Consider the following 24,848-nt stretch of genomic DNA (forward strand, 5'->3'; position numbering starts at 1 on the left):
CCTTATCGCTTCGCGGAGAAGAAATCCTTGAGCAGAGCCTCGCTCTCAGATGCTGACAATCCATCATAGACTTCAGGCGCATGATGGCATTGGGCATGACTAAACACCCGTGCACCATGAGAAACGCCGCCAGACTTGGGGTCAGAGGCGCCAAAATATAGCCGATTGATGCGAGCGTTTGAGATGGCCGCGGCACACATAGGGCAGGGTTCTAACGTGACATAGAGATCATGGCCCATAAGCCGCTCTTGCCCCAATTTGGCGCAGGCTGCACGAATCGCCAGAATCTCGGCATGCGCGGTTGGATCATTCAATTCGCGTGTGCGGTTTCCGGCCTGCGCGATAATTTGCCCGTCAGGGGAACAAATTACGGCACCAACGGGCACCTCGCCACGGGCGGCTGCTGCTTGGGCCTCAAACAGGGCCGTTTGCATATGGCTATTGAAACGCATGACGCTTGATTGCCCTCTCATCGGGTCTTTCGCAAGTCCAGATGATAGGGTAAGCGGGGCCATGACACAAAAAACCCCCGAAGGCGAACGTATCGCAAAGGTAATTGCCCGTGCTGGTTTGGCCAGTCGGCGCGAAGCTGAACGCTTGATCGAAGCCGGCCTTGTTGTGGTAAACGGCAAGGTCATTGAACGTGCCGCTCTGAATGTAACCTCCAAAGATCAGATCACTGTGGATGGAAAGCCTCTTGCGGCTGCTGAACCAGCGCGAATGTGGCTGTACAACAAGCCGACGGGCTTGGTGACAACCAATCGCGATGAAAAAGGACGCTCTACTATCTATGATGAGCTACCCAAAGACATGCCACGTGTGATGAGCGTCGGACGGCTGGATCTTAACTCTGAAGGTCTGCTGCTCTTGACCAATGATGGAGAGCTGAAGCGCAAGCTTGAGTTGCCCTCGACCGGTTGGCTGCGCAAATACCGGGTTCGGGTGAATGGCCGCCCAACAGAAGAAACGTTTGCCCCTTTGCGCAAAGGATTGACTGTTGACGGTGAGAACTTTCAGCCAATGAACGTTTCGTTAGATCGTCAACAGGGTGCTAACGCTTGGGTTACTGTTGGCTTGCGCGAAGGTAAAAACCGAGAAATCCGTCGCGCGATGGAAGCAATCGGTCTGACCGTGAACAGGTTGATCCGTGTGTCTTACGGCCCGTTTCAGCTGGCACAGTTGAAATCTGGTGCGGTTGAGGAAATCCGCCCGCGCGTTCTGCGTGATCAGCTCGGGATGAAACCCGAAGTTGACGAAGCGGCTAAACCTGCGCCCAAACGCACCCGACGGCCACCTAAACGCAAGGGTTAGCTTTTGCGATAGGTGTTTGGTGGCTTGCCGTAGCGTTTTCTGAAACGCGTGGAAAATTGTGACGAGCTGCCGAAGCCGGTGGCAGCGGCAATTTCGGCGATGCTCATGCTGGTTTCATTCAACAATGCATGGGCTCGGTTGATTCGCATTTCCAGATAAAACTGCGCCGGCGTAGCGGAAACATAACGTTTGAAATGGCGCTCTAGCTGCCGACGCGAGATTCCGATCGCAGCGGCGATGTCAGTGATCTCTACTGGGTACTCAATGTGTTGTGACATGAATTCCATCGCCGATATTAGGTGCGCATTGCGGCTGCTGAGGGCGTGCGAATAGGCCGATTGCTGTGGCACGCTGCCGGTGGCATTTCGGGTATGAAGCCCCATGTCGGCCACAAGTGCTGCCAGATTAGCCCCATGATCGGTTTCAATAATATCAAGCATCATATCTGTAGCAGCACTGCCACCACCGCAGGTCAGCAACCCATTGTCTTTCTCATAAATTGTGCCGGTCGGGGTCAGATCAAGGAACATCTCCTCAAACGCTGGCTGATTTTCCCAATGCAGGGTGAAACGCCGTCGCTTCAGCAATCCGGCCTTGGCCAATGCAAAGGCGCCGGTGCAAATACCACCCACCTTAGCCCCGTTTGTAACCTGCCGGCTGATCCAAGTGGTCAACTGCGGTACAAGTGTTTCCGCTGGTTCAATGCCCGAACAAATAAAGGCGCTGGCATGACGCGAAATATCGATCAGCTCTGAATCTGGCATGATCGTCACACCACAAGAACAGCTGACCGGCTGCCCGTCGCGTGTCATGATATGCCAGCGGTAGAGTGTGCGATTGGTGATCTGATTGGCAATGCGCAAAGGCTCAACTGCCGAAGTGAACGCCAGCAGGGTTAGTTTGGGCAGCAGGACAAAGTAATAATCCTTGGGTGGACCATCGTAGTCGACCTGAAAGCTAGCGGCACCGCGCGGAATGAAAGACCTGTTTTCCATCTGGCTCCCTTAACACCTGTTCGATACATTTACCAAATGCTTCTGCACTGGCGTTTGCGTGCGGGCGCAGGTATCGAATGGTCAACTAAGGGAGGCTTCAATGCGGGCATTGATACAACGCGTAAGCTACGCAAGCGTGCGGGTTGATGATCGCGTGATTGGGCAATGTGCCAAGGGTGTCTTAATTTTGGTTTGCGCGATGCAGGGTGACACCGAGGCACAGTCAGAACAACTGGCCGCCAAAATCTCCAAATTGCGGATTTTTCAGGACGAGGCAGGTAAGATGAATCTGTCTGTACGTGACATCGATGGCGGTGCATTAGTGGTCAGTCAGTTCACACTTGCGGCTGATACGTCACGCGGCAATCGACCTGGTTTCTCAGGGGCGGCGCCACCAGAGGAGGCGAAACGCCTGTACGAATACTTTTCTGATCAGCTGGCTGGGCAGGGGGTCACTGTGGAACGTGGGCAATTCGGGGCTGACATGAAGGTTGAGCTGCTGAATGATGGGCCTGTTACGATCTGGATTGATACAAATACATAGCCAACGTTTCTAAGAGGCACTCAAAAATGCCATATCAATGGGTTGATACTGCGCAAAAAACAGACCGCCAATTGATTTTGCGGCCGCACCGATCTTTACCGCGCCAAGGGTTTTTCTGGTTCATTTTAGTAACCTTCGGGGTCATCACCATCCCGCTTTATCCATTGTTGGGTACATTTGTGTTATGGGGGTTGCTGCCGTTCTTGCTATTGACGGTCGCAGGGCTGTGGTGGGCGTTAGAGCATAGTTATTTCACCGGCAAGCTGCGCGAAGAATTGACGATAACACCGGCTGCTGCATATTTGCGCAGAGTGGAGCCGAACGGTACAGTTCTGGAATGGGATAGCAAAACTTACTGGACCAAAGTCCACTTGCATCCCCAAGGCGGGCCGGTAGACAGTTATCTGACCCTCAAAGGCAATGGTCGAGAGGTCGAGTTAGGGGCGTTTCTATCCGAAGACGAACGCAAGGCACTGTATGTTGAAGTCAGTGATGCGCTACGCCTAGTGGTGTCCATGAGGGGGCGGTAAGGGTCAGCCCGCTGCGTTGCAGAGGCGGTTCTTTACCATTGGTCCAACGGCACCAAAATCCATCTGACCAGTGTAGCTGTCTTTAAGTTGGCCAATCACTTTGCCCATATCCCGAATCGAGCTGGCACCAACATCAGTGATCGCTTTCTCAACGGCGGCTTCGATTTCAGTATCATTCAGCTGACGTGGCAAGAACTCTTCGATGATCTTGATTTCGTCGCGCTCACGTTCCGCCAGATCAATCCGGCCACCTTCCTCGTATGCGCGCACGCTTTCGTTGCGCTGCTTGGTCATTTTCCCAAGAATCGCAAGGATTTCGGTGTCATTCACGCCGGTATCATTATCTCCACCACGTCTGGAGATATCTTGATCTTTTATGGCGGCATTGATCAGCCTGAGCGTGGCCAAACGTCCGCTGTCTTTGTCTCTCATCGCCTGCTTGAGTGCCGCGTTTACTTGCTCTCGCAATTCCATGCTTTCCATCCCCATGGCCAGTCACAAGCTACGGCGTATATCGGAGCGCTCAACCCAAGGCAACCATCCGAAAGGTGAGGTGACAAATGGCGCAGAATATGGCCTAATATGACCGATCTTCAGGCTTGACCCTAGACTGGGGCAGGCATAGGTTCGCGCAAATTTGCGCTCCGGAGAATCCCAATATGGCTACTGCGTCCACATCCCGCCCGACTGCCTGCCTTGCCTTGGCTGATGGTACGGTTTTTTATGGGCATGGCTTCGGCGCTACGGGCGTTGTAACTGCCGAGCTGTGCTTCAACACTGCGATGACAGGATATCAGGAGATCATGACCGACCCGTCATATGCCGGTCAGGTGGTCACCTTTACTTTTCCTCATATCGGAAATGTTGGCGTGAACCCCGAAGATGATGAAACTGCGGAACCGGTTGCCGCTGGCATGATTGTGAAATGGGATCCAACCCAGCCCAGCAGCTGGCGCGCGACCGAGCATCTGGCAGATTGGTTGGCTAGTCGCGGCAGGATTGCGGTGGGTGGTGTTGATACGCGCCGTCTGACGCGTGCTATTCGTCAACAAGGCGCGCCACATGTTGCTATGGCACATGATCCCGAAGGTAACTTCGATGTGAATGCGCTTGTTGCACAGGCGCGTGGCTTTGTTGGGCTTGAAGGGCTTGATCTGGCCAAGGATGTGACTTGCGCACAGTCTTATCGCTGGGATGAAATGCGCTGGGCTTGGCCTGGCGGTTTCAAACGTCAGGAGAACCCCAAGCACAAAGTCGTTGCCGTAGATTATGGTGCGAAGCGCAACATCCTACGGTGCCTGGCAAGCGCGGGTTGTGATGTGACGGTTCTGCCTGCCACAGCTACCGCCGAAGAAGTTCTGGCGCACAACCCCGATGGGGTCTTCTTGTCGAACGGTCCCGGGGATCCTGCTGCAACTGGTAAATATGCTGTTCCGATGATTAAATCGATTCTGGAAAAAGATATTCCGGTCTTTGGGATCTGTCTGGGGCACCAAATGTTGGCGTTGGCGTTGGGCGCAAAGACGATCAAAATGAACCACGGACACCACGGGGCGAACCATCCGGTGAAAGATTTGGACACGGGCAAAGTTGAAATTACGTCTATGAACCACGGATTTGCGGTTGATAGCCAGACCTTGCCCGATGATGTAGTTGAAACACATGTGTCCTTGTTTGATGGTTCTAACTGTGGACTTCGGATGAAAGACCGTCAGGTCTTCTCCGTCCAGCATCACCCCGAAGCCAGCCCCGGCCCGCAAGATAGTTTCTATCTGTTCGAGCGGTTTGCAGCCTCGATGGCGGGTTAATCTGCGTTAACTAAGTCTTCATGTTTCGTTAACCCTAACGCTGCATTCTCCTCCTGTATGGAAGAGGATGAGGTGCAATATGGGCATTTCGGAACTTCGGCAGCTGAGCCCGGCTATCTGGGAGGACAGCGCCCAAAATGTTCAGTTTGAGAAAACTCTGTCAGAATGCGCAGGTCTTTCTGAAAAAGACTTGGCCTTGGCCAAAATTGTCGGACGGTATTGTGATGCATCGCTCGATCGTATTTTGATGGCCGAAGGATTTGCAACACAAGAGGACGTGCTACAGGCACATGCGCGACACCTCAGGTCACGCTGTGTCACATTTCCAGAGCTTGAGACACTTGCATTTCGGAATCTGGAGATCCCGCCACAAAACTTGCTTAAACATGGGATTTGGCCGGTAACCGATCAAGATCGGAAGCCTGCAATTGCCTGCGCTGACATAGACGGGTTACAAGCTGTACTTTCTACTAAGGAAGGGGCGGCAAGGCTGTTGCCTGCTACACGAGAGGATGTGCAGCAAAAGATTGCATCGCAATTTCGCGAGGTGCTGACACAGGCGGCACAAACGCGAGTGGCTTTACAGGAAAGCAGTCGCAGTTGGGCAGATCGACGGGGCTGGCGAATCCTTGCGGCGGTAGGTTTGATAGGGCTTTTGATCACTGTGGCGTTCGCCGCCCCGACGTTAACCTTTTGTGTTTTTATGTTGTGGGCAGCGTTTACGCTTTTGGTATCTGCAACACTAAAGGTGTCAGCCTTTGTTGCCAGTCTAGGGGCGCTGAAAACACGCGTAAACCACAATGCAGGCAAGAAATTACAGCCGCTTCCAAAGGTTTCGATTCTTGTACCGTTGTTTCGGGAAACTGAAATCGCTCATGCCTTGGTCGCGCGGCTTAGCCAACTGACTTACCCAAAATGCATTCTGGATGTCGTGTTGGTGCTGGAGGAAGAGGATGAAACCACGCAGGCCACTCTGGCGGCAATTGATTTACCCCCTTGGATGCGGGCCATTGTGGTGCCGGATGGCCACCCTCGCACCAAGCCGCGAGCGATGAATTATGCGTTGGATTTTTGCGAAGGGGACATCATTGGCGTGTACGATGCAGAAGATGCGCCTGATCCGGATCAGATCACTGTAATTGCGCGCAGGTTTCAACAAGCTCCAGAAAAAGTGGCCTGTCTGCAAGGCGTTCTAGATTATTACAACCCACAACAAAACTGGCTCGCGCGTTGCTTTACCATTGAATATGCAAGCTGGTTTCGCTTGATCCTACCTGGCATGGCCCGGTTGGGGTTTGCTATTCCCCTCGGAGGCACAACGCTTTTCTTTCGTCGAACTGCGCTGGAAAAGTTGGGCGCGTGGGATGCGCATAATGTCACCGAAGACGCAGACCTTGGGTTTCGTTTGGCGAGACATGGGTATGAGACGGAAATGATCAATACCGCCACCAGAGAAGAGGCTAACTGCCGCCCTTGGCCCTGGATCAAGCAACGCTCACGTTGGCTCAAGGGGTATATGACAACCTACCTGGTGCATATGCGTCGACCTATGTTGCTGTATCGGCAATTGGGTGGGTGGAAATTCTGGGGCTTTCAAGCGCATTTCATCTCGGCATTGTCACAATTTCTGCTGGCCCCGTTTTTGTGGTCTTTCTGGTTGGTTATTTTCGGCTTGCCGCATCCGTTGCAGGGCGTGGTCTCGCATTTTACCCTGACGTTATTTGCCAGCTTGTTTTTGAGCATTGAACTACTGAACATCACCATCCATGCCGCCAGCGTGTCGCGGCCACCACATCGTCATCTGATGCTTTGGGCGCCTACCATGCACTTTTACACGCCGCTTGGGGCAATTGCGGCCTATAAGGCGTTGTATGAACTGATTTTCAAACCGTTCTACTGGGATAAAACCACTCATGGATTATCTTTGGGACGAGAGGTTTCTGAGGGGTCAGACGACGCTGCTGACCTCTCCCGAATCAAGCTTAAGTCGGGTTACAAAAGCCTTTGAAATGTGGGCTTTCAGTGCTGTCGCTGCAGTATCAGCATCGTGGCTTTCGAGCGCGCTGACAATGGCGTCATGTTCATCCAACGCATCCTTGTCCCTACCTTCGGCAGCAAGCGATGTGATCGCCATCAAAGCCATCGAGCGATGCACCAGATCCAGCTGCTGCACCAGAAACCGGTTGTGCGAGGCCAGATGTATCTGCTTATGAAACCGCCGGTTGGCTTTGGCCATCGCATCAGGGTTTCCCAACAATGCATGATCACCTTCGACCATGTCCCGCAATACTTTGATCTCTTCATCGGTTGCATGGCGCGCTGCAAGGCGAGCGGCCAAACCTTCCAGCTCGGCTCTCACCACATAAAGCTCTGCCAACTGGTTATGATCCAATGATGCGACGATCAGGCTGCGACCATCACGCGTTAACAGTGATTGTGTTTCAAGCCGTTGAAGGGCTTCTCGGATTGGGGTTCGTGACACGCCAAAGCGGTCGGCGAGATCGCTTTCAACCAAACGATCACCGGGTTTGTAAATACCCAAGTCGATCGCTTCGAGGATCAGAGCATAGGCATCTTTTGACGGCGTTTTCATCTGATATCCATGTCCCTGTGTTGCTGGATTCTGTCTTGAAGGACACTAGACATGCAAACGGCTTATAATCAAGTCTCTGTGGATTGCGCCATGCGATGTGCTGGAGTAGACAGACGCCATGCCAAAACAGCATTTCACACATATTGAGACTTGGGTTTTTGATCTCGACAACACGCTGTATTCGCCGCAGGTGCGTCTGTTTGACCAGATTGAGACGCGGATGACGCAATATGTGATGGAGCAGCTTCAGGTTCCGCGCGCCGAGGCTGATCGTCTTAGACATCATTATTGGCGCACTCATGGCACGACGCTGGCGGGACTCATGCGAGAACATGAGATCGACCCAGCGCCTTATCTGGTGCACGTGCATGACATTTGCTTTGATGAGCTGGAACCTGACCGCGACCTGCGCGCGCGCATTGATGCCCTGCCGGGGCGTAAAATCGTGTATACAAACGGCTGCGCGCCCTATGCGGAAAAAGTCATCGATCACAGGGGGTTGAGTGGCGCATTCGATGCGGTTTATGGCGTCGAAAATGCAGGATTTCTGCCCAAACCCGAGCGGGCAGCGTTTGAAGCAATCTTTACCCAAGATGGCGTTGATCCAGCCCGCGCTGCAATGTTTGAGGATGATCCGCGTAATCTGGCACAGCCCCATGCCATGGGTATGCGGACGGTTTTGGTTGCAGAGGCCGAAGAAACAGCCGACTATATTCACTACCACACGGATGATCTGGCGGCGTTTTTGTCTGCTCTAACCGCCTGACACTCAGCTTAGGACAATTTGGCGCATACCTCTTTGTGGCCTGATTGTTATCTGAAAGAAACGCATTCGAAAGGGTCAACATGGAAACGAACTCAACCCAAAATCGCCCGCCGTTGTGGTTGCGGCTGTTTTTCATGGTGCCCATTATCGGCTGGATGGCCAAAGATTTGCTATATGGCGACACCGATCACATCTGGTATGCACTGGTTACGGTGATTTCACTGTGGGGGATCGCCATTTTGAAGTTTGGGGTCATTGGGCTTTATCTTCCGGCAGTGTGTTTTGTACCGGTGATGTTTGTCATTCTCATTTTGATCTCTCGCGGCTGAGCAGGGGGCGTGATGACGGATACTCAGTGTGATATTCTGATCGCCGGTGGCGGTGTTGCCGGTCTGACGGCAGCCATCTTGTTTGGTAACGCCGGGTTTTCTGTGATCTGTGTTGACCCTACGGCCCCAGTGACCACGCGCAATGCGCAAGGCTCTGATCTGCGTACAACGGCGTTTTTGCAACCGGCACAACAGACATTAGCGGCTGCAGGTCTGTGGAATCGGTTGGCCCCCTTTGCTGCAGATTTGCAAATCATGCGGATTGTGGATGCAGGCGGTGCTGATCCTGAACCGCGTGTGATCAAAGAGTTCAACGCCAGCGATATTTCGGATCAACCCTTTGGATGGAACTTGCCCAACTGGTTACTAAGGCGCGAAATGCTGAATCATATCGATGGGCTGAATAACGTTGATTTCAGGCCCGGTGTGGGCGTGTCTACACTGTTCACCCGCACGTCAGAGGCACGCGTCACTCTAACGGATAACACCCGAGTTCGCTGTCGGCTGGCCATCGCCGCAGATGGGCGCAACTCGACCCTGCGACAGGCCGCCAGAATTGACGTGAAAACAACCCGCTATGGGCAAAAGGCGCTGGCCTTTACCGTGACGCACCCCATGCCACACGAACAGGTTTCAACCGAAATACATCGCTCTGGCGGGCCGTTTACGCTGGTTCCCCTGCCGGATTACGAGCGGCAACCTTGTTCGGCGATTGTCTGGATGGAGGATGGTGGAGAGGTGCAACGTTTGGCCGCGCTGCCAGAGGCAGATTTTGAGGCCGCAATGAATGAACGTTCTTGCCTGCTTTACGGCCCTCTGAAATTGGTCTCTCGTCGTACAGTCTGGCCAATCATCAGCCAGCAGGCCGAAAGCCTGTATGGCGAGCGCTTGGCGCTTTTAGCTGAGGCGGCGCATGTGGTGCCACCCATCGGAGCACAGGGGCTAAATATGTCTTTGGCGGATATGCGGGCGCTGCTGGATCTGGCGCAGGCGGCTACGGATCGATTGGGCGATGCGCAGATGTTGGAAGAGTACCACCGCCAGCGTCACACAGACATCGCAACCCGAGTGGCGGGAATTGACTTGCTCAATCGCGCGTCGCAAATACGGGCACAGCCGTTGCGCGATTTGCGGGCAGCGGGATTGAATGCAATTTATGGAATGGCCCCGGTGCGCAAGGCCCTCATGCAGATGGGCCTTGGCATGCGTGGGTAGGGTGGTGCCCTTGTTTAAAAGGGCACCAGATGATCAGAGCACCTGATCCAATGCATCTTGCAAACGCTTCAATGTGGCGGGCACATCATATAGTTTATCAAGTCCAAACAGGCCCAGACGGAAAGTCATAAAGCCTTCTGGCTCTTCACAGGCCAGTGGTACACCAGCCGCGATTTGCATGCCAAGGGCTGCAAATTTCTTACCGTTCTGTACATCCGCGTCGGTGGTATAGCTAACAACCACACCGGGGGCGCCAAACCCTTCGGCAGCAACGGATTTCACACCCTTTTCAGCTAGCATGGCACGCACGCCATTGCCCAGTTCCCACTGTGCATCGCGGAGTTTGTCAAAGCCGTAGTCACGGGTTTCAATCATTGTGTCACGGAAGGCGCGCAAGGCGTCCGTTGGCATGGTCGCGTGATAGGCGTGACCACCGTTTTCATAGGCCTGCATGATTGAATGCCATTTCTTCAGGTCCATGGCAAAGCTGTCAGAATTAGTGTTTTCTAGACGTTCCAGCGCACGCTCAGACATCATCACCAGACCGGCAGATGGGGATGCAGACCAACCTTTTTGCGGAGCAGAGATCAGCACATCAACGCCAGTGGCTTTCATGTCGATCCAGGCACAGCCGGAAGCGATACAATCGAGCACCATCAGCGCGCCAACCTCGTGGGCGGCGGCGGCCATGGCGGTGATGTAGTCATCCGGCAGGATCAAACCGGCAGAGGTTTCCACATGCGGTGCAAACACAACGTCAGGTTTGACTTCGCGGATTTTCGCGGTGACCTCGTCAATTGGGGCCGGGGCAAATGGAGTTTGTGCGCCGTTGCCAGTTTGGCGGGCCATGCAAACAGTTGTGTCTGAGGTAAATTTCCCTGCGTCAAAGATTTGTGTCCAGCGGTATGAGAACCAGCCGTTGCGCACGATCAGCGCATGTGCATCATGGCCAAACTGGCGGGCAACCGCCTCCATTCCGTAGCTGCCGCCACCGGGAACCAATGCTACGGCATCAGCGTTGTAGACGTCTTTCAGCATTGATGAGGTATCTCGCATCACCTGTTGGAATGCGGCTGACATATGGTTCAGTGAACGGTCAGTGAAAACGACGGAAAATTCCAGCAACCCGTCAGGGTCAATATGGTCGAGAAGGGCAGACATGGGATATCTCCTGTTGGGTCATGCGGATACAGTTGCAAATGCCATAGCAGCCGCAGGGCGTATAGCAATAGCGAAAACACGCCACACAGAAGGTGGGATTCGTCAGGGCAAGTAATCGGCGGTGTCAGCCAATCGGACCGGGGCGGCGTTCTTCACTTAACAATACATTGGCCTCGACATCGCCAACCCCGGGCATCATCATGATCCGGCGGCGTAAAACACGCTCAAAATCAGAGATGTCACGGGCCACAATCCGCAAGCGATAGTCGTAGACGCCTAATATGTGTTCAACAGTTTGCACTTCGGGGATGGCGGCCACAGCGCGCTCAAAGTCATCCAAGCTAATCCTGCCCTTTGTTGCCAGTTTGACCCCCAAAAAAACGGTGACGCCAAAACCTAGCTTTTCGTGGTCCAGATCCAACCGCTGCCCCTTGATCACGCCACTGTCCTGCAAACGCCGGATACGCCGCCAAGTGGCAGGTTGCGACAGGCCCAGCTTGCGGCCGATGGTGCTGGCGCTTTGGGTGGCGTCATCGATCAGCTCGCGCAGAATCAATCGGTCAGTGTTGTCCAGATCGATCATAGCGGCAGCACCTCATCGGATTTCAAACGCGCGACATGCATCAAGGCCTCGATATCGGCGATGTGGGGCAGGGTCAAAATGGCACTTCGATAGATCTGCTGGTAATGTGCCATATCACGCGCAATGACCGAAAGGCGTACATCAACCCGACCCAGAAAGGTCTGGATTTCGACGATATGGGTGATGCAACGGGCCTCGATGATAAATTCATCAAACGCGCGTGGATTGGTTTTCTCCAACGTGATGCGTAGCGACACCTCAACCTCGTATCCCAGAACACGCCAGTCAATCACCGCGCGGTTGGCTCGGATAATGCCAGCGCTTTTCATCTTGTCCAGCCGCCGGGTGCAGGTGGCGGGTGTGACATTGGCGCGCTCGGCCAGATCAGCGGGGCTAAGGGTGGCGTTGTGCTGATAGTGGCGCAGGATTCGTCGGTCAGTATCGTCAAGCATGATATTTCATCGATATGAAAGTTTCACGAATGATTACTTCAAAAAATTTTATATAACAATGAAATTTAAAATACCCATCACGGTAAAACAGCTAATTTGCCTTCATCAAGACCCAATATCCTAAAGGAGACGGAAATGCGCGTCTATTATGATCGCGATTGCGATGTGAATCTGATCAAAGAGAAAAAAGTTGCCATCCTCGGCTATGGTTCCCAAGGCCACGCCCATGCGCTGAACTTGCGCGATTCCGGTGCGAAAAACCTTGTTGTTGCCCTGCGCGAAGGCTCACCTAGTGCGAAAAAAGCCGAAGGCGAAGGCCTGACCGTCATGGGTATCGCCGAAGCGGCGGCCTGGTGTGACGTGATCATGTTCACCATGCCTGACGAACTGCAGGCAGAAACGTACAAAAAATACGTTCACGACAACATCAAGCCGGGTGCAGCGATCGCATTCGCTCACGGCCTGAACGTACACTTTGGCCTGATTGAGCCAAAAGAAGGCGTTGACGTGATTATGATGGCGCCAAAAGGCCCAGGTCACACCGTGCGCGGCGAATACGTCAAAGGTGGCGGCGTGCCTTGCCTTGTCGCAGTTGAAAACGACGCAAGCGGCAAAGCGCTTGAAGTTGGCCTTTCTTACTGTTCCGCCATCGGTGGCGGCCGCTCAGGCATCATCGAAACTAACTTCCGTGAAGAATGCGAAACTGATCTCTTTGGTGAGCAGGCGGTTCTCTGTGGAGGCCTAGTTGAGCTGATCCGTTGTGGTTTTGAAACACTGGTCGAAGCTGGTTATGCACCTGAAATGGCCTACTTTGAGTGCCTGCACGAAGTGAAGCTGATCGTTGATCTGATCTATGAAGGTGGCATCGCCAACATGGATTACTCGATCTCTAACACTGCAGAATATGGCCAGTACGTCACCGGCCCACGCATCCTGAAATACGACGAAACCAAAGCGCGTATGAAAGAAGTTCTGAACGACATCCAGCAGGGTAAATTCGTTCGCGACTTCATGCTGGAAAATGCGGTTGGTCAGCCAACCATCAAAGCATCACGTCGTGCCAATGATGAGCACCAGATCGAAGCAACTGGCGCAAAATTGCGTGGCATGATGCCTTGGATTTCAGCTGGCAAGCTTGTGGATCAGGAAAAGAACTGATCTAGATGACATAAGCGTTTTAGGGGCATCCGGTAACGGATGCCCCTTTTTTGTTAAAGGATTGAACTGATGCAGGACTTCGCCCCGATAAACTGGCTCAAGCTTGCTATTCTTGGCATCATCTGGGGCGCGTCCTTCATGTTTGTTACCGTGGCGTTGCAGGGCACCGGGCCGTTATTTCTAGTGGCAACGCGGCTTTGTCTCGGGGCGGTTCTTTTGTTGGGGTTGGCCTATGCCAAGGGGCCAGGGCTGCCCGCGCGCCGCGGCAAGAATGCCGGTAAAATCTGGATTTTTATCACTGGCATGGCGTTGTTTTCTAACGCGGTGCCATTTGTATTGCTGTCTTGGGGGCAACTGTCTGTGGCATCCGGCTTTGCCGGGGTCTGTATGGCAGTGGTGCCGCTGTTCATTTTACCACTCGCGCATTTTCTGGTGCCGGGCGAAGAGATGAAGCTTAGACGTTTCATCGGCTTTGTCATCGGCACATGTGGTGTCATCGTTCTGATCGGACCAGCGGCGTTCAATTCCACCGGGAATGAATTGGAATCACTGGCGCGGCTGGCCTGTGTCGCAGCGGCATGCTGTTATGCCATCGGGGCAATCTGCACGCGCTTGTGCCCCGATGTTGACCGCCTGTCATTGGCTGCCGGGGTGTTGTTGGTGGCGGCGGTGATTTTTACGCCCTATGCGTTGATCGCAGAGGGGTTGCCGCAAGGTTTGAACACAACCAGTATTCTGGCGCTGCTGTATCTCGGGGTGTTCCCCACTGCTGTGGCGCAGATTCTGCTGGTACAAGTCATCCGGGATGCGGGGCCAGTATTTATGAGCCTGGTGAACTATCAGGTGCCGATTTGGTCTGTCGTCTTTGGGGCAGTGGTCCTTTCGGAACCACTGCCACCCAGCTTGTTGTTGGGTATGGGCCTTATTCTGGGCGGTGTTGCGCTCAGCCAGCTGGGGGCGTTGCGGCGGCTTTTTAGCCGCAGTTAAAACATGACGTGTTTATCGCAAGATCCCAAGTGTTGACGCTTGCCAAAGTTTTAACGCCTCATTGGTTTCAGACACGTCGTGTACGCGTAGGATCTGTACGCCTTGTGCCACGCCTGCCAATGCCACGGCGATAGAGCCGGGGGCGCGATTGCGCGCCTCTTCTGTGCCACCAATGGTACCGATAAAGCGCTTGCGTGATGCACCTAACAAGATGGGGCATCCCAGACTGTGAAACAAAGCCAAATTGCGTAGCAGCGTTAGGTTGTGTTCCAGCGTCTTACCAAAGCCGATGCCAGGATCGGTAATGATCTGTTTGCGGGAAATACCTGTCGCTACCAAGGCGTCGATCCGGTCAGACAAATAGTCGTAAATATCCAGTGCCACGTTATCGTAGCGCGGATCGTTTTGCATGATTTCAGGTGTACCCTGGGCGTGCATCACACAGACAGGCAGGTCGTGCTGGGCGCAATATAGGGCAAGGGCAGGATCAAAGGTGAAGCCAGCCACGTCGTTCACCAGATTCGCACCAGACTGATGCGCAGCGTTGGCAACCGGGGTTTTGCGTGTATCAATGGAGACAGGAATATCTGAGGCCGCGCGGATGGCACTTATGACGGGGGCTGTGCGACTGATCTCTTCTTCAATAACCACTTCGGCGGCGCCGGGGCGGGTGGATTCGCCGCCCACATCAATGATGCTGGCGCCATCTGCGATCATTGCTTGCGTGCGCGTCAGTGCCGCCTCAAGCGCATAATGCTGTCCGCCATCGGAAAAGCTGTCTGGTGTGACGTTCAGGATCCCCATCAGATGTGGAGTGTCAAAGTTAAGGCTTGCAATAGCCGGACGCGGGGCCGTCAGGCGCTCTAATATTTCAGGTGGTAGTTCTGCCGCATGGACCAGGCGCGAGGGGCCATTACGGTGCAGCTCTTCTACCGTGTCAAACCACAGCCATCCTCCAGCAAGCGCATAGGCACCGATGGGGCGGATGTGGTCAGATCGGGGGACAGGGCGATAGTAGATCATAGCCCGGATTGCGCGATGTCCTGAATGTAGACAGCAACGGGAGAAGACGTTGGTGGTTGCTCCCCGATCAGCAACAAGTCAGAGCCCTCAATATGGCCCGCGAACCATGCTGCAAGCGCGACAGGATCATCAGGACCAATTGCCGGGCCATCAACCGCATCCAGCACGATTTTGGAAGGGGCCCAGACGCTGATCTGGCCATTCTTCATTGCCCAGTCCAATTCAGTTTTGGTGTTGACGACAACGCACCGATCATCGCGCCCACCCAAAACCCAGGCATTTTGTTCCAATGCCAGCAGGTCGACCCGGCGTTGGGTCATTTTGTGGCCGGTTTGCGGGGCAGGGGTGTCAGAATGACCGACACACAGAATGACCGGTTCAGCCCGCTCTTCAAGTTGATCCAGCCAACGCGGTAGGTTAGGCGAGGCAATCGCGGCATTGGTCAAAAACACTACATGCGGATGCGGTGTCGTATCAGAGTGAGCCGCAATAGGAGTGGCATCCAGATCTTCGATTGAGCGGACAATTTCGACACCCAAAGCACCCGGCCCACGATCCAGTTTTTCAATACGCACAAAGGTCCGTATCGCCTGTGGCTCCAGCAAAATCCGCTCAGCGATCCGCTCAGCTAGTGTTTCCAGTAGGTTAAGGCGTTCCTCGGCCAGTTCCGCAGCGATGGCTTCGGTCACGCGGTCATAAGACAGAATACGATCGACATCATCATCAATGATTTCGGTGATTGGACTGACTTCCACCACGACGTTGAAACAGATCCGCTGTGTCATGCCACGTTCGACCTGAAACGCGCCGATCTCAACCTCGACAATATGATCGCGGAGGGAAATGCGATCCAATGGCCCATCAGGGGCAGTAGCATCTGCCCGTGCGGCTGGATGTTCAAAAGCGAGGCGAATTTCGTTGCTCATTGCCACGATCCTAAAGTTGCAGTGCGCGCGGCTTACCACGCTGTGGGGGGCGGGGGGAAGGATAAATGCGACCGCTAACAGCGAGTAAAGACCATAAAACGCACAGCCTCTGCTCTTAAAAAATGGCCCAACGCAAGCGTTGGGCCATTTCAAATGATTTGTAATCTATCGGTTTAGCCTTCGAACCACCAACGATGGCCAGCACGAGCGCCATCCATCATCCAGCTGGCTGCCAGTTGACCTGTGTGACGTACGTTTTTGCGACGGCCATAGACGAAGTTAGGGAAGTACGGCAGGACTGTGCCACCATCATCACGAGAGATCATACCCATCTCATGGTACATCTCGGCGCGCTTAACGTCATCCAGCTCGGCCTTGGCTTGTAGCAGGATTTCGTTGAAACGCTCGTTTTGCCAATGTGATTCATTCCAAGCAGCATCGTCTTTATACGCCAACGTGTACATCACGTCAGGCGTCGGACGTGCGCCCCATGACACTAGACACCAAGGCTTTGTCAGCCAAACATCTGACCAGTATCCATCGTTCGGCTCGCGTACGACGTTGATATTGATACCTGCTTTCTTAGCCTGTTCAGCATAAAGAATGCACATATCGACAGCACCGGTTGTGATCGATTCAGCGGCGCTTAGATTGACTGTTAGCCCTTCCATGCCAGCTTTTTTCAGTAGAGACTTGGCTTGCTCCGGATCATATTCCCGCTGAGGGATTTCCGATGGGAAGTAAGGCATTGCCGAAGAATGATGGAAGTCGTTGCCAACGGTGGCCGCACCAAATGCGATCTTCTCAACCAATTCATTCCGGTCGATGGCCAGTTTCAGGGCCATACGAACATCTGCATTGTCGAATGGTGCCTGATCTGTGAACATTGGTAGGGTGATTGCCGAGGCAGATGCCACGTTATCAACCTCGACATTGGGATTTCGCGACAGCAGTCCCAAAGTTTTGTTTTCAAGCAGTGAACACGAATCCACGTCACCGGTCACCAAGGCAGTTTGACGCGCATTTGGATCGTTGATTGCAAGCATTTCGATTTCATCAAAATACGCACCTTCACCGTGCCAGTCGTCAAAACGGATCAGACGTGCAGCGACGCCCGGTTCGTACTCAACCAACTTGTATGGCCCACAGCCGTCACCGGATTGCCAGTTCAGTGAACCATCCGCGTTGGCCGGGCAGATAGGCAGGTGATAATCTGGCATGATCCAAGGCAGGTCAGCATTCGGGCTATCCAGTTTGAACGTGACCGAATGGTCGCCGTTATCAACAATTTCAACCACGCTTGCCAGCAGGGCTTTCGCCGCTGAGCCAGAGTCTTCGCCACGGTGGTGATTCATCGACGCGATAACATCTGTTGCCGTCACTTTGGCACCAGAATGGAACGTTGCATTCGGGTTCAGAACAAAGGTCCATTCCTGTGCATCCGGTGTCGCCGACCATTCGTTGGCAACGTCCGCACCAAGTGTCTGATCTGTGTTGATCATGGTCAGATACGAGCGGAAAGTATGTGCCATCACAATGGTGAAATAGGACAGGTATGTGCCTGGATCGTGTGTATCACTTGTGTTGCCGTCATGTTGTGCTAGACGGAACTTACCACCGCGTTGTGGCGCGGCCTTGGCGGACGTACCCCACAACCCGGTTGCAGCACTTGCTGTCATCCCAGCAGCCATTGAGTAGTTCATGAAGGACCGGCGTGAAATGCTGCCTTCGCTGGCGGCTTTTGCAAGGCGGTCCATCATCATCTTATCTTTAATTGTAGACATAAAGTTTCCCTGAAGTTTTTGTGTGATTATTGATGCCGACGCACAGCAAAGACGCAGGTCGCGTTTTTGTCGTTGGAAGTGTTGTCATTCGGCATGTCGGCAATAAACCAGAAAAATTCGCTTTTGACCACGACTATATTTGTGACCGGAATAACTATTTCCCCAAAAGAAAGAGGCCCCGGAATTCCGGGGCCTCTTTCTTTGTCTAAAACACTGGATATTAATGCGCGTGGCCTTTGTCCCAGTCTTCCTGTTTCGGCAGGATTTCGAACGTATGCTCTGGTGGAGGTGACGGTAGGGTCCACTCTAATGTGTCAGCATACTCGTTCCATGGGTTATTTTCAGTGACCCGTGCACCGCGTGTCAGGGTGTAAAGGATGACACCAAAGAAGAACACGAAACTGGCAAAGGAAATGAACGCACCGATGGACGACCAGTAGTTCCACTGCGCAAAGGCTTCTGGATAGTCGATGTAACGGCGTGGCATGCCCTGACGACCCAAGAAGTGCTGCGGGAAGAAGGTCAGGTTTGCACCGATGAACATCACCCAAAAGTGCAGCTTACCTGCCCATTCAGGATACATACGACCGGACATCTTTGGTAGGTAGAAGTAAATCCCTGCAAAGATGGCGAAGATGGCCCCAAGTGACATCACATAGTGGAAGTGTGCTACCACATAGTAGGTGTCGTGATAGGCGCGGTCGATTGCAGCTTGTGACAATACGATGCCCGTGACCCCGCCCACAGTAAAGAGGAAGAGGAAGCCAAAGGCCCACAGCATGGGGGTTTTGAACTCGATCGAGCCGCCCCACATGGTCGCGATCCAGCTGAATACCTTCACGCCTGTGGGCACCGCAATGACCATCGTGGCCAGCATGAAGTAACTTTGTTGAGAAAGCGACATGCCAACCGTGTACATATGGTGCGCCCAGACAACAAAGCCAAGAACGCCAATGGCGATCAAGGCCCATACCATTGGCAGATAACCAAAGACAGGTTTACGAGAAAACGTTGCGATCACGTGGCTGATGATACCAAAACCCGGAAGGATGATGATATACACTTCGGGGTGACCAAAGAACCACAGGATGTGCTGATACAGGATTGGATCACCACCGCCAGAAGGTTGGAAGAAGGTCGTGCCAAAATTCCGGTCTGTCAGCAACATGGTGATCGCGCCGGCGAGAACTGGCAGGCTAAGCAGGATCAGCCATGCGGTCACAAAGATGGACCAGGCAAACAGCGGCACCTTGAACAGGGTCATGCCGGGGGCACGCATGTTCAGGAAAGTGGTGATCATATTGATCGCACCCAGGATCGAGCTGGCACCAGAGACGTGCACGGCAAAGATCGCCAGATCCATCGAGATGCCTGCCTCAGAGGTGGACAACGGAGGATAGAGAACCCAGCCAACGCCTGAACCCAACTGTCCATTGCCGCCCGGAGCCAGCAATGACGCAACACCTAGCGATGTACCTGCTACATACAGCCAGAAGCTCAGGTTGTTCATCCGTGGGAAGGCCATATCCGGCGCGCCGATTTGCAACGGCATGAAATAGTTGCCAAACCCGCCAAACAGCGCAGGAATAACAACAAAGAACATCATCAAAACACCGTGGTAGGTGATCATGACGTTCCAAAGATGCCCGTTGGGGGAACATTCTGCGGCGGAATCGGCGATGAAACGCGCGCCTTCAAGACACATGTACTGGACGCCGGGCTCCATCAGTTCAAGCCGCATATAAACGGTGAACATGACCGATACCAACCCTACAAGGGCTGAAACGAACAGGTAAAGGATGCCAATGTCTTTGTGGTTGGTGGACATGAACCAGCGGGTGAAAAACCCGCGCTCATCATGGTGTTCGTGGCCGTGAACGGCTGCGTCTGCCATCTGATGCCTCCTGCTGGTATGTTGTTAGGCACACGATTCCATAGGATTGCGCGCGCGTGATCAAGTTTGGTTTTAGAATGTGCAGGCGCTCGGGGCAATGCGAGAGTTTGACCCAGATCAAATATTTTGTCGCATGTGGGTTGAAAAATGGCCTGAACACCACAATACAAACCGATCAGATGAAAAAATATTAATCATCTATTGAGACTGCATATAAAAAAACCGGGCAAGCGCTGCCCGGTTTTTTAGAATACTTAGTGTCGGTGGCGCAGTTAAAGCTGCTCCATCACCTCGTCTGAGGCTTCAAAGTTAGCAGTGACACGTTGCACATCATCGTCATCTTCCAGCGCATCGATTAGCTTCATCAGCTTTTGCATGCCTTCAAGATCCATCTCGGTCGTAGTGGTGGGTTTCCACACCAACTTGGTCGACTCAGATTCGCCTAGTGCTTCTTCGAGTGCATTGGATACTTCATTTAGGTCTGTATCTGTGCACCAGATGATGTGACCATCCTCGGAACTTTCGACATCATCGGCACCAGCCTCAATTGCGGCTTCAAACACGGTATCAGAATCGCCGACCTCAGCAGGGTAGGTGACCTCACCAGTGCGGTCGAACATGAAGCCAACGCTGCCAGTCTCGCCAAGGTTGCCACCGCATTTGCTAAAGGTCGAGCGCACGACGCTGGCAGTGCGGTTGCGGTTGTCGGTCATTGCCTCAACAATCACAGCCACACCATTAGGGCCGTAGCCCTCATAACGGATTTCTTCGTAATCGTCGCCATCGCCCGCTTGCGATTTCTTGATCGCACGGTCGATCACGTCCTTAGGAACGGATTGCGACTTGGCTTCTTTGACTGCCATCCGCAGACGCGGGTTTTTTTCCGGATCAGGGTCGCCCATTTTGGCGGCGACAGTGATTTCTTTTGACAGCTTTGAAAAAAGCTTAGAACGCGCCGCGTCCTGACGCCCTTTACGGTGCTGAATATTTGCCCATTTTGAATGGCCGGCCATCATCCGCCTCCGACTGAATTTTGAATTTCTGTCTCTATAGGACAGGCGTGGCAAGACGTGCAACCCGGTTGCATTTGGTTGGCTGATGGGTTTGGCTCAATTCAACCAAGGAGGGACCCGCGTGACGACTGACCAGATTATCTTGTTTTGCCTGTTTGGCGCTGTATTCGCGATGCTGCTGTGGGGGCGTTACCGTTATGATCTGGTGGCCTTTTCAGCCCTGCTTATTGGGGTGGTTCTGGGGGTCGTTCCTGAAAAAGATGCATTTTCAGGCTTTGGTCATCCGGCTACGCTTGTTGTCGCATTGGTCTTGGTGGTCTCTGCCGGTCTGGTTCGATCTGGCGCTGTTTTCTTAATTACCCGTACCTTGGTGGACAGCAGTCGGGCTTTGGGTGGTCATATTGCATTGATGGGTGGTATTGGCGCGGTTCTATCGGCGTTTATGAACAATGTTGCAGCGTTGGCACTGCTGATGCCGGTGGACGTGCAAACCGCCCGCAAGGCGGGGCGCGCGCCGGGCATCAGCCTTATGCCGCTGTCTTTCGCCACCATTCTGGGAGGCATGGCCACACTGATCGGAACGCCGCCCAATATCATCATTGCAGCAATCCGGGGCGAGGCCACAGGCACACCTTTTGCGATGTTCGACTTTGCCCCCGTTGGCGGAATTGCTGCACTGGCCGGTCTGGCGTTTGTTGCGTTGATTGGCTGGCGTTTGATCCCGGAGCGCAATAACGGTGGATTGCAAGCCTCTGAACTGGCAGGGTATATTGCGGAACTTGTGGTGCCAGACGGATCCTCGCATATTGGGAAACGTCTGGCTGAACTGGACGAGGTGGCGCAAAAAGCAGATGTGGCTGTGCTGGGCATCATCCGCGACGGCAAGCGCCGCTATGGTACCGCGCGCAACGTGACGATCACGGCTGGTGATGTTCTCGTGCTAGAGGCCTCTCCCGAAGCCTTGGATGAATTTCGCGCGGCTCTATCGCTGTCGTTGTCAGATAAAGAACGCGAAGAGCGCCTGACGGCCAGCGGTGACGGCGTCGACATTATCGAGGTGGTTGTGGCTGCGCATGCGCGCATCGTGGGTAAGACGACTCAATCGATTGGCCTGCATTGGCGGCGGCGTTCGGTCCTGTTGGGGATTTCCCGCGAAGGGCGCAAGATCACCAGCCGGGTGCGCCACACCCCGATTCAAGCCGGTGACATCCTGTTGCTGCTTGTTCCTAAAGACACCGGCCCGGATGTTACTGATTGGCTGGGATGTTTGCCGCTAGCTGATCGCGGCTTGGCTGTGACTGACGATAGCAAGACCTGGCTGGCCATCGGCATGTTTGCTGTGGCTGTTCTGGCCGCCAGTGTGGGCATCGTTTATTTGCCAATTGCCTTGGGTTTGGTTGTGGTCGGCTATGTCCTGACAAAGATCATTCCGTTGAGCGAACTTTATAATCATATTGAATGGCCGGTTGTGGTGCTTTTGGGGTCGATGATTCCCCTTGGCGCGGCACTGCAAACTGCTGGTGGCACCGAACTTATTGCGGGAAGCCTGATCTCTTTGACCGATGGTCTACCAGCCTGGGCCATTTTGACAGTGCTGATGGTGGTGACGATGACACTGTCTGATGTGCTCAACAATACGGCCACTACAATTGTCGCGGCCCCGGTGGGAATTCAGATGGCGCAAACACTCGGCGTGTCACCCGATCCGTTCCTAATGGCGGTGGCGATTGCGGCGTCGTCGGCGTTTCTGACACCCATCGGGCATAAGAATAACACGCTGATTCTGGGGCCGGGGGGGTATAGCTTTGGCGACTACTGGCGTATGGGCCTGCCGCTGGAAATTATTGTGGTGGCGGTATCGATCCCGGCGATCCTTGTTTTCTGGCCTTTATAATATGGCGGCAGCGCTATGATGTGATTGCGGCACTGCGACAATTCATCCTGTGCGTAGCACTTGTCCTGAACGAATAAAACGCGACTATCATCTGTTGTAAGATATGTCAGAAACCCATCGTTTTGGAGAAAAGAGGTCCAACATGAAACTTATTGTGCCAGCAATTCTTGCCAGCCTTGCTTTTGCCTTGCCAGCTACTGCGCAAGAGGGCGATCCTGACAAAGGCAAAAAGGAATTCAAACGCTGCCGTGCCTGCCATGCAATTGCGTCGGATACTGAGGACTTTGTCAAAGGCGGGAAAACCGGACCCAATCTTTATGGCGTGATCGGGCGTGCCGCGGGGTCCGTAGAAGGGTTTAAATACTCTACTGGCCTTGTTGAAATGGGCGCGAACGGTTTGGTCTGGGATGAGGCGAACCTGCTTGAATACATCGCAAACCCAGGAAAATTTATTGGAAGTAAATCCAAGATGACGCCGCAGAAGGTAAAGAAAGGCCCTGATCTGGCAGCCTATCTGGCAAGTTTTTCGGAAGGATCATCGAGTGATTCAGATGCTGCTGCTGAAGAAACTTCTGACTAAGGCATAGCCGGCCCCAAATAGGGGCCGGTTTCTTTATGTGGGCAGAGGTGGATTATTCACCTTTTGGTGGTGCGCCACCGGCAAAGAAATTGGCGTTGACATAATCGCAGGGAGCTTCCTGCATCTGCAGGTGCAGCCCGTCATCAGTGTAGGGATTTGCGTGGGCAAGTTCTTCATCCACTTCAATGCCCAGCCCGGGTGTCTCGGGTGGCGTGATGTGGCCATTTTCCACCCGAATGGAGCCTTTGATCAACTGGTCATGGAATGGGGTTTCGATGGTTTCACACATCAAGATGTTCGGTATTGAAGCTGCAAGATGCACATTGGCGGCCCATTCAACCGGGCCCGCATAAAGGTGAGGGGCCATCTGTGCATTGTAGACCTCTGCGATGGCGGCCACCTTTTTCATTTCCCAAATACCGCCAGCCCGGCCAAGGGCGGGTTGCAGAATACTTGCCGCTCCTGAACGCAAAACAGGTGCAAACTCTGCCTTGGTGGTTAGCCGCTCACCTGTGGCCACAGGGATACGCACCGCGCGGGCGACTTTGGCCATTTCTTCAATGGCATCCGGTGGGATGGGCTCTTCAAACCATAGTGGTGAATAGGGCTCTAACGCCTGTCCCAAGCGAATTGCACCAGCAGTCGTAAACTGCCCATGGGTGCCGAATAGAAGATCTGCCTTGTTTCCCACAGCCTCGCGGATGGCTTTGCAGAAGGCGACAGATTGGGCGATATCATTCATCGCAGGCATATGGCCACCGCGCAGGGTATAAGGCCCGGCCGGGTCAAATTTCACAGCCGTAAATCCACGCGCGACACAATCGGCAGCAGCCTCCGCGGCCATATCCGGAGAATTCCAGAAAGCTGTGATGTCGTGTTTGGGCAGGGGGTAGAGATATGTGTAGGCTCGGATGCGTTCGTTCATCTTGCCGCCAAGCAAGGCCCAGACCGGGCGCTCTCGTGCTTTGCCCAGAATATCCCAACAGGCAATCTCAAGCCCGGAAAACGCGCCCATGACGGTCAGATCAGGCCGCTGTGTGAAACCTGATGAAAAGGTCCTGCGAAACATTAGCTCAATGTTTTCGGGGTTTTCGCCCAGCATATGGCGCTCAAACACATCGCGAATGACGGGTTTCATCGCCTCAGGTCCGATGCTACTGGCATAGCATTCTCCCCAGCCGGTGATGCCTGTATCAGTGGTTAGCTTGACTAAGATCCAATAACGCCCACCCCAGCCAGGGGCTGGAGGTGCGGTGATGATGATGTCCAGGTCTTTAAGTTTCATGCGAGGAGGCTCCGTTA

The 24,848-nt window shown here is 53.7% G+C and carries 25 protein-coding genes; 12 read left to right on the forward strand and 13 right to left on the reverse strand.

Annotated features, from left to right (window positions below):
• Positions 1-2 precede the first annotated feature (2 nt).
• On the reverse strand, positions 3-452 hold the full coding sequence (locus D9A02_RS10020; RefSeq protein ID WP_120500841.1) for a nucleoside deaminase: 450 nt from the start codon (positions 450-452) through the stop codon (positions 3-5).
• Positions 453-513: 61 nt separating this feature from the next.
• Between D9A02_RS10020 and D9A02_RS10025 the strand changes: the two genes are divergently transcribed.
• Positions 514-1,311: a pseudouridine synthase gene (locus D9A02_RS10025; protein WP_120502471.1), complete on the forward strand. Its 798-nt coding sequence runs from the start codon at positions 514-516 to the stop codon at positions 1,309-1,311.
• On the opposite strand, the gene D9A02_RS10030 is transcribed toward D9A02_RS10025, so the two are convergent.
• A complete protein-coding gene (locus D9A02_RS10030; RefSeq protein WP_120500842.1) occupies positions 1,308-2,306 on the reverse strand; it encodes a GlxA family transcriptional regulator in 999 nt (332 codons plus the stop codon). The genes D9A02_RS10025 and D9A02_RS10030 overlap by 4 nt on opposite strands.
• A gap of 100 nt (positions 2,307-2,406) precedes the next feature.
• Between D9A02_RS10030 and dtd the strand changes: the two genes are divergently transcribed.
• Together dtd and D9A02_RS10040 are read left to right on the forward strand one after the other, a co-directional pair.
• Positions 2,407-2,850: a D-aminoacyl-tRNA deacylase gene (dtd, locus tag D9A02_RS10035; RefSeq protein WP_120500843.1), complete on the forward strand. Its 444-nt coding sequence runs from the start codon at positions 2,407-2,409 to the stop codon at positions 2,848-2,850.
• Between the two features lie 26 nt (positions 2,851-2,876).
• Positions 2,877-3,380: a DUF2244 domain-containing protein gene (locus tag D9A02_RS10040; protein WP_120500844.1), complete on the forward strand. Its 504-nt coding sequence runs from the start codon at positions 2,877-2,879 to the stop codon at positions 3,378-3,380.
• 3 nt (positions 3,381-3,383) lie between these two features.
• Here D9A02_RS10040 and D9A02_RS10045 read toward each other — a convergent pair whose 3' ends face one another.
• Positions 3,384-3,854, reverse strand: a complete 471-nt coding sequence (locus tag D9A02_RS10045) for a GatB/YqeY domain-containing protein (RefSeq protein WP_120502472.1) — start codon at positions 3,852-3,854, stop codon at positions 3,384-3,386.
• A gap of 185 nt (positions 3,855-4,039) precedes the next feature.
• On the opposite strand from D9A02_RS10045, the gene carA reads away from it, so the two are divergent.
• Together carA and D9A02_RS10055 are read left to right on the forward strand one after the other, a co-directional pair.
• A complete protein-coding gene (gene carA / locus D9A02_RS10050) occupies positions 4,040-5,188 on the forward strand; it encodes a glutamine-hydrolyzing carbamoyl-phosphate synthase small subunit (RefSeq protein ID WP_120500845.1) in 1,149 nt (382 codons plus the stop codon).
• A 79-nt stretch (positions 5,189-5,267) separates the two neighbouring features.
• Positions 5,268-7,196 carry a glycosyltransferase gene (locus D9A02_RS10055; protein ID WP_120500846.1) on the forward strand — a complete coding sequence of 643 codons (1,929 nt, stop codon included), beginning with the start codon at positions 5,268-5,270 and terminating at the stop codon, positions 7,194-7,196.
• Here the strand turns inward: D9A02_RS10055 and D9A02_RS10060 are convergent.
• Positions 7,137-7,781 carry a GntR family transcriptional regulator gene (locus D9A02_RS10060; protein ID WP_120500847.1) on the reverse strand — a complete coding sequence of 215 codons (645 nt, stop codon included), beginning with the start codon at positions 7,779-7,781 and terminating at the stop codon, positions 7,137-7,139. The genes D9A02_RS10055 and D9A02_RS10060 overlap by 60 nt on opposite strands.
• Before the next feature lie 118 nt (positions 7,782-7,899).
• Between D9A02_RS10060 and D9A02_RS10065 the strand changes: the two genes are divergently transcribed.
• The 3 genes from D9A02_RS10065 (at position 7,900) to D9A02_RS10075 (ending at position 10,091) form a co-directional block, all read left to right on the forward strand.
• Positions 7,900-8,547 carry a pyrimidine 5'-nucleotidase gene (locus D9A02_RS10065; RefSeq protein WP_120500848.1) on the forward strand — a complete coding sequence of 216 codons (648 nt, stop codon included), beginning with the start codon at positions 7,900-7,902 and terminating at the stop codon, positions 8,545-8,547.
• An 80-nt stretch (positions 8,548-8,627) separates the two neighbouring features.
• The gene (locus tag D9A02_RS10070; protein WP_120500849.1) at positions 8,628-8,876 is read left to right on the forward strand and encodes a hypothetical protein; all 249 of its coding nucleotides are present in this window, start codon (positions 8,628-8,630) and stop codon (positions 8,874-8,876) included.
• A gap of 12 nt (positions 8,877-8,888) precedes the next feature.
• Complete coding sequence (locus tag D9A02_RS10075) at positions 8,889-10,091, forward strand: UbiH/UbiF family hydroxylase (protein WP_120500850.1); 1,203 nt, start codon at positions 8,889-8,891, stop codon at positions 10,089-10,091.
• Positions 10,092-10,124: 33 nt separating this feature from the next.
• Here D9A02_RS10075 and D9A02_RS10080 read toward each other — a convergent pair whose 3' ends face one another.
• The 3 genes from D9A02_RS10080 to D9A02_RS10090 form a co-directional block, all read right to left on the reverse strand.
• The gene (locus D9A02_RS10080; RefSeq protein WP_120500851.1) at positions 10,125-11,252 is read right to left on the reverse strand and encodes an aminotransferase class V-fold PLP-dependent enzyme; all 1,128 of its coding nucleotides are present in this window, start codon (positions 11,250-11,252) and stop codon (positions 10,125-10,127) included.
• 124 nt (positions 11,253-11,376) lie between these two features.
• Positions 11,377-11,835 (reverse strand): Lrp/AsnC family transcriptional regulator, encoded by a 459-nt coding sequence (locus D9A02_RS10085; RefSeq protein WP_120500852.1) that lies wholly within the window; start codon positions 11,833-11,835, stop codon positions 11,377-11,379.
• Positions 11,832-12,287, reverse strand: a complete 456-nt coding sequence (locus D9A02_RS10090) for an Lrp/AsnC family transcriptional regulator (protein WP_120500853.1) — start codon at positions 12,285-12,287, stop codon at positions 11,832-11,834. The genes D9A02_RS10085 and D9A02_RS10090 overlap by 4 nt, the downstream gene beginning before the upstream one ends.
• Positions 12,288-12,422: 135 nt before the next feature.
• On the opposite strand from D9A02_RS10090, the gene ilvC reads away from it, so the two are divergent.
• Both ilvC and D9A02_RS10100 read left to right on the forward strand, forming a co-directional pair.
• Positions 12,423-13,445: a ketol-acid reductoisomerase gene (ilvC, locus tag D9A02_RS10095; RefSeq protein WP_120500854.1), complete on the forward strand. Its 1,023-nt coding sequence runs from the start codon at positions 12,423-12,425 to the stop codon at positions 13,443-13,445.
• A gap of 69 nt (positions 13,446-13,514) precedes the next feature.
• Positions 13,515-14,432, forward strand: a complete 918-nt coding sequence (locus D9A02_RS10100) for a DMT family transporter (protein ID WP_120500855.1) — start codon at positions 13,515-13,517, stop codon at positions 14,430-14,432.
• Between the two features lie 12 nt (positions 14,433-14,444).
• Here D9A02_RS10100 and folP read toward each other — a convergent pair whose 3' ends face one another.
• The 5 genes from folP to D9A02_RS10125 form a co-directional block, all read right to left on the reverse strand.
• Complete coding sequence (folP, locus tag D9A02_RS10105) at positions 14,445-15,455, reverse strand: dihydropteroate synthase (RefSeq protein ID WP_120500856.1); 1,011 nt, start codon at positions 15,453-15,455, stop codon at positions 14,445-14,447.
• Entirely contained in the window at positions 15,452-16,381 is a 930-nt protein-coding gene (locus D9A02_RS10110; protein WP_120500857.1) for a dihydroneopterin aldolase, read from the reverse strand. The genes folP and D9A02_RS10110 overlap by 4 nt, the downstream gene beginning before the upstream one ends.
• A 173-nt stretch (positions 16,382-16,554) precedes the next feature.
• Complete coding sequence (locus D9A02_RS10115) at positions 16,555-18,165, reverse strand: ABC transporter substrate-binding protein (RefSeq protein ID WP_120500858.1); 1,611 nt, start codon at positions 18,163-18,165, stop codon at positions 16,555-16,557.
• Between the two features lie 220 nt (positions 18,166-18,385).
• Positions 18,386-20,059, reverse strand: a complete 1,674-nt coding sequence (ctaD, locus tag D9A02_RS10120; RefSeq protein WP_120500859.1) for a cytochrome c oxidase subunit I — start codon at positions 20,057-20,059, stop codon at positions 18,386-18,388.
• A 272-nt stretch (positions 20,060-20,331) separates the two neighbouring features.
• Positions 20,332-21,072, reverse strand: coding sequence for a YebC/PmpR family DNA-binding transcriptional regulator (locus tag D9A02_RS10125; protein WP_120500860.1), 741 nt, complete (start codon positions 21,070-21,072; stop codon positions 20,332-20,334).
• A 121-nt stretch (positions 21,073-21,193) separates the two neighbouring features.
• On the opposite strand from D9A02_RS10125, the gene D9A02_RS10130 reads away from it, so the two are divergent.
• Together D9A02_RS10130 and D9A02_RS10135 are read left to right on the forward strand one after the other, a co-directional pair.
• Positions 21,194-22,966, forward strand: coding sequence for an SLC13 family permease (locus D9A02_RS10130; protein WP_120502473.1), 1,773 nt, complete (start codon positions 21,194-21,196; stop codon positions 22,964-22,966).
• A gap of 142 nt (positions 22,967-23,108) precedes the next feature.
• On the forward strand, positions 23,109-23,546 hold the full coding sequence (locus tag D9A02_RS10135; protein ID WP_120500861.1) for a cytochrome c family protein: 438 nt from the start codon (positions 23,109-23,111) through the stop codon (positions 23,544-23,546).
• A 52-nt stretch (positions 23,547-23,598) separates the two neighbouring features.
• On the opposite strand, the gene D9A02_RS10140 is transcribed toward D9A02_RS10135, so the two are convergent.
• Positions 23,599-24,831 (reverse strand): mandelate racemase/muconate lactonizing enzyme family protein, encoded by a 1,233-nt coding sequence (locus D9A02_RS10140; RefSeq protein WP_120500862.1) that lies wholly within the window; start codon positions 24,829-24,831, stop codon positions 23,599-23,601.
• Positions 24,832-24,848: the final 17 nt, after the last annotated feature.

It is taken from the genome of Roseovarius sp. EL26 (genome assembly GCF_900327775.1).
Lineage (GTDB): Bacteria > Pseudomonadota > Alphaproteobacteria > Rhodobacterales > Rhodobacteraceae > Roseovarius.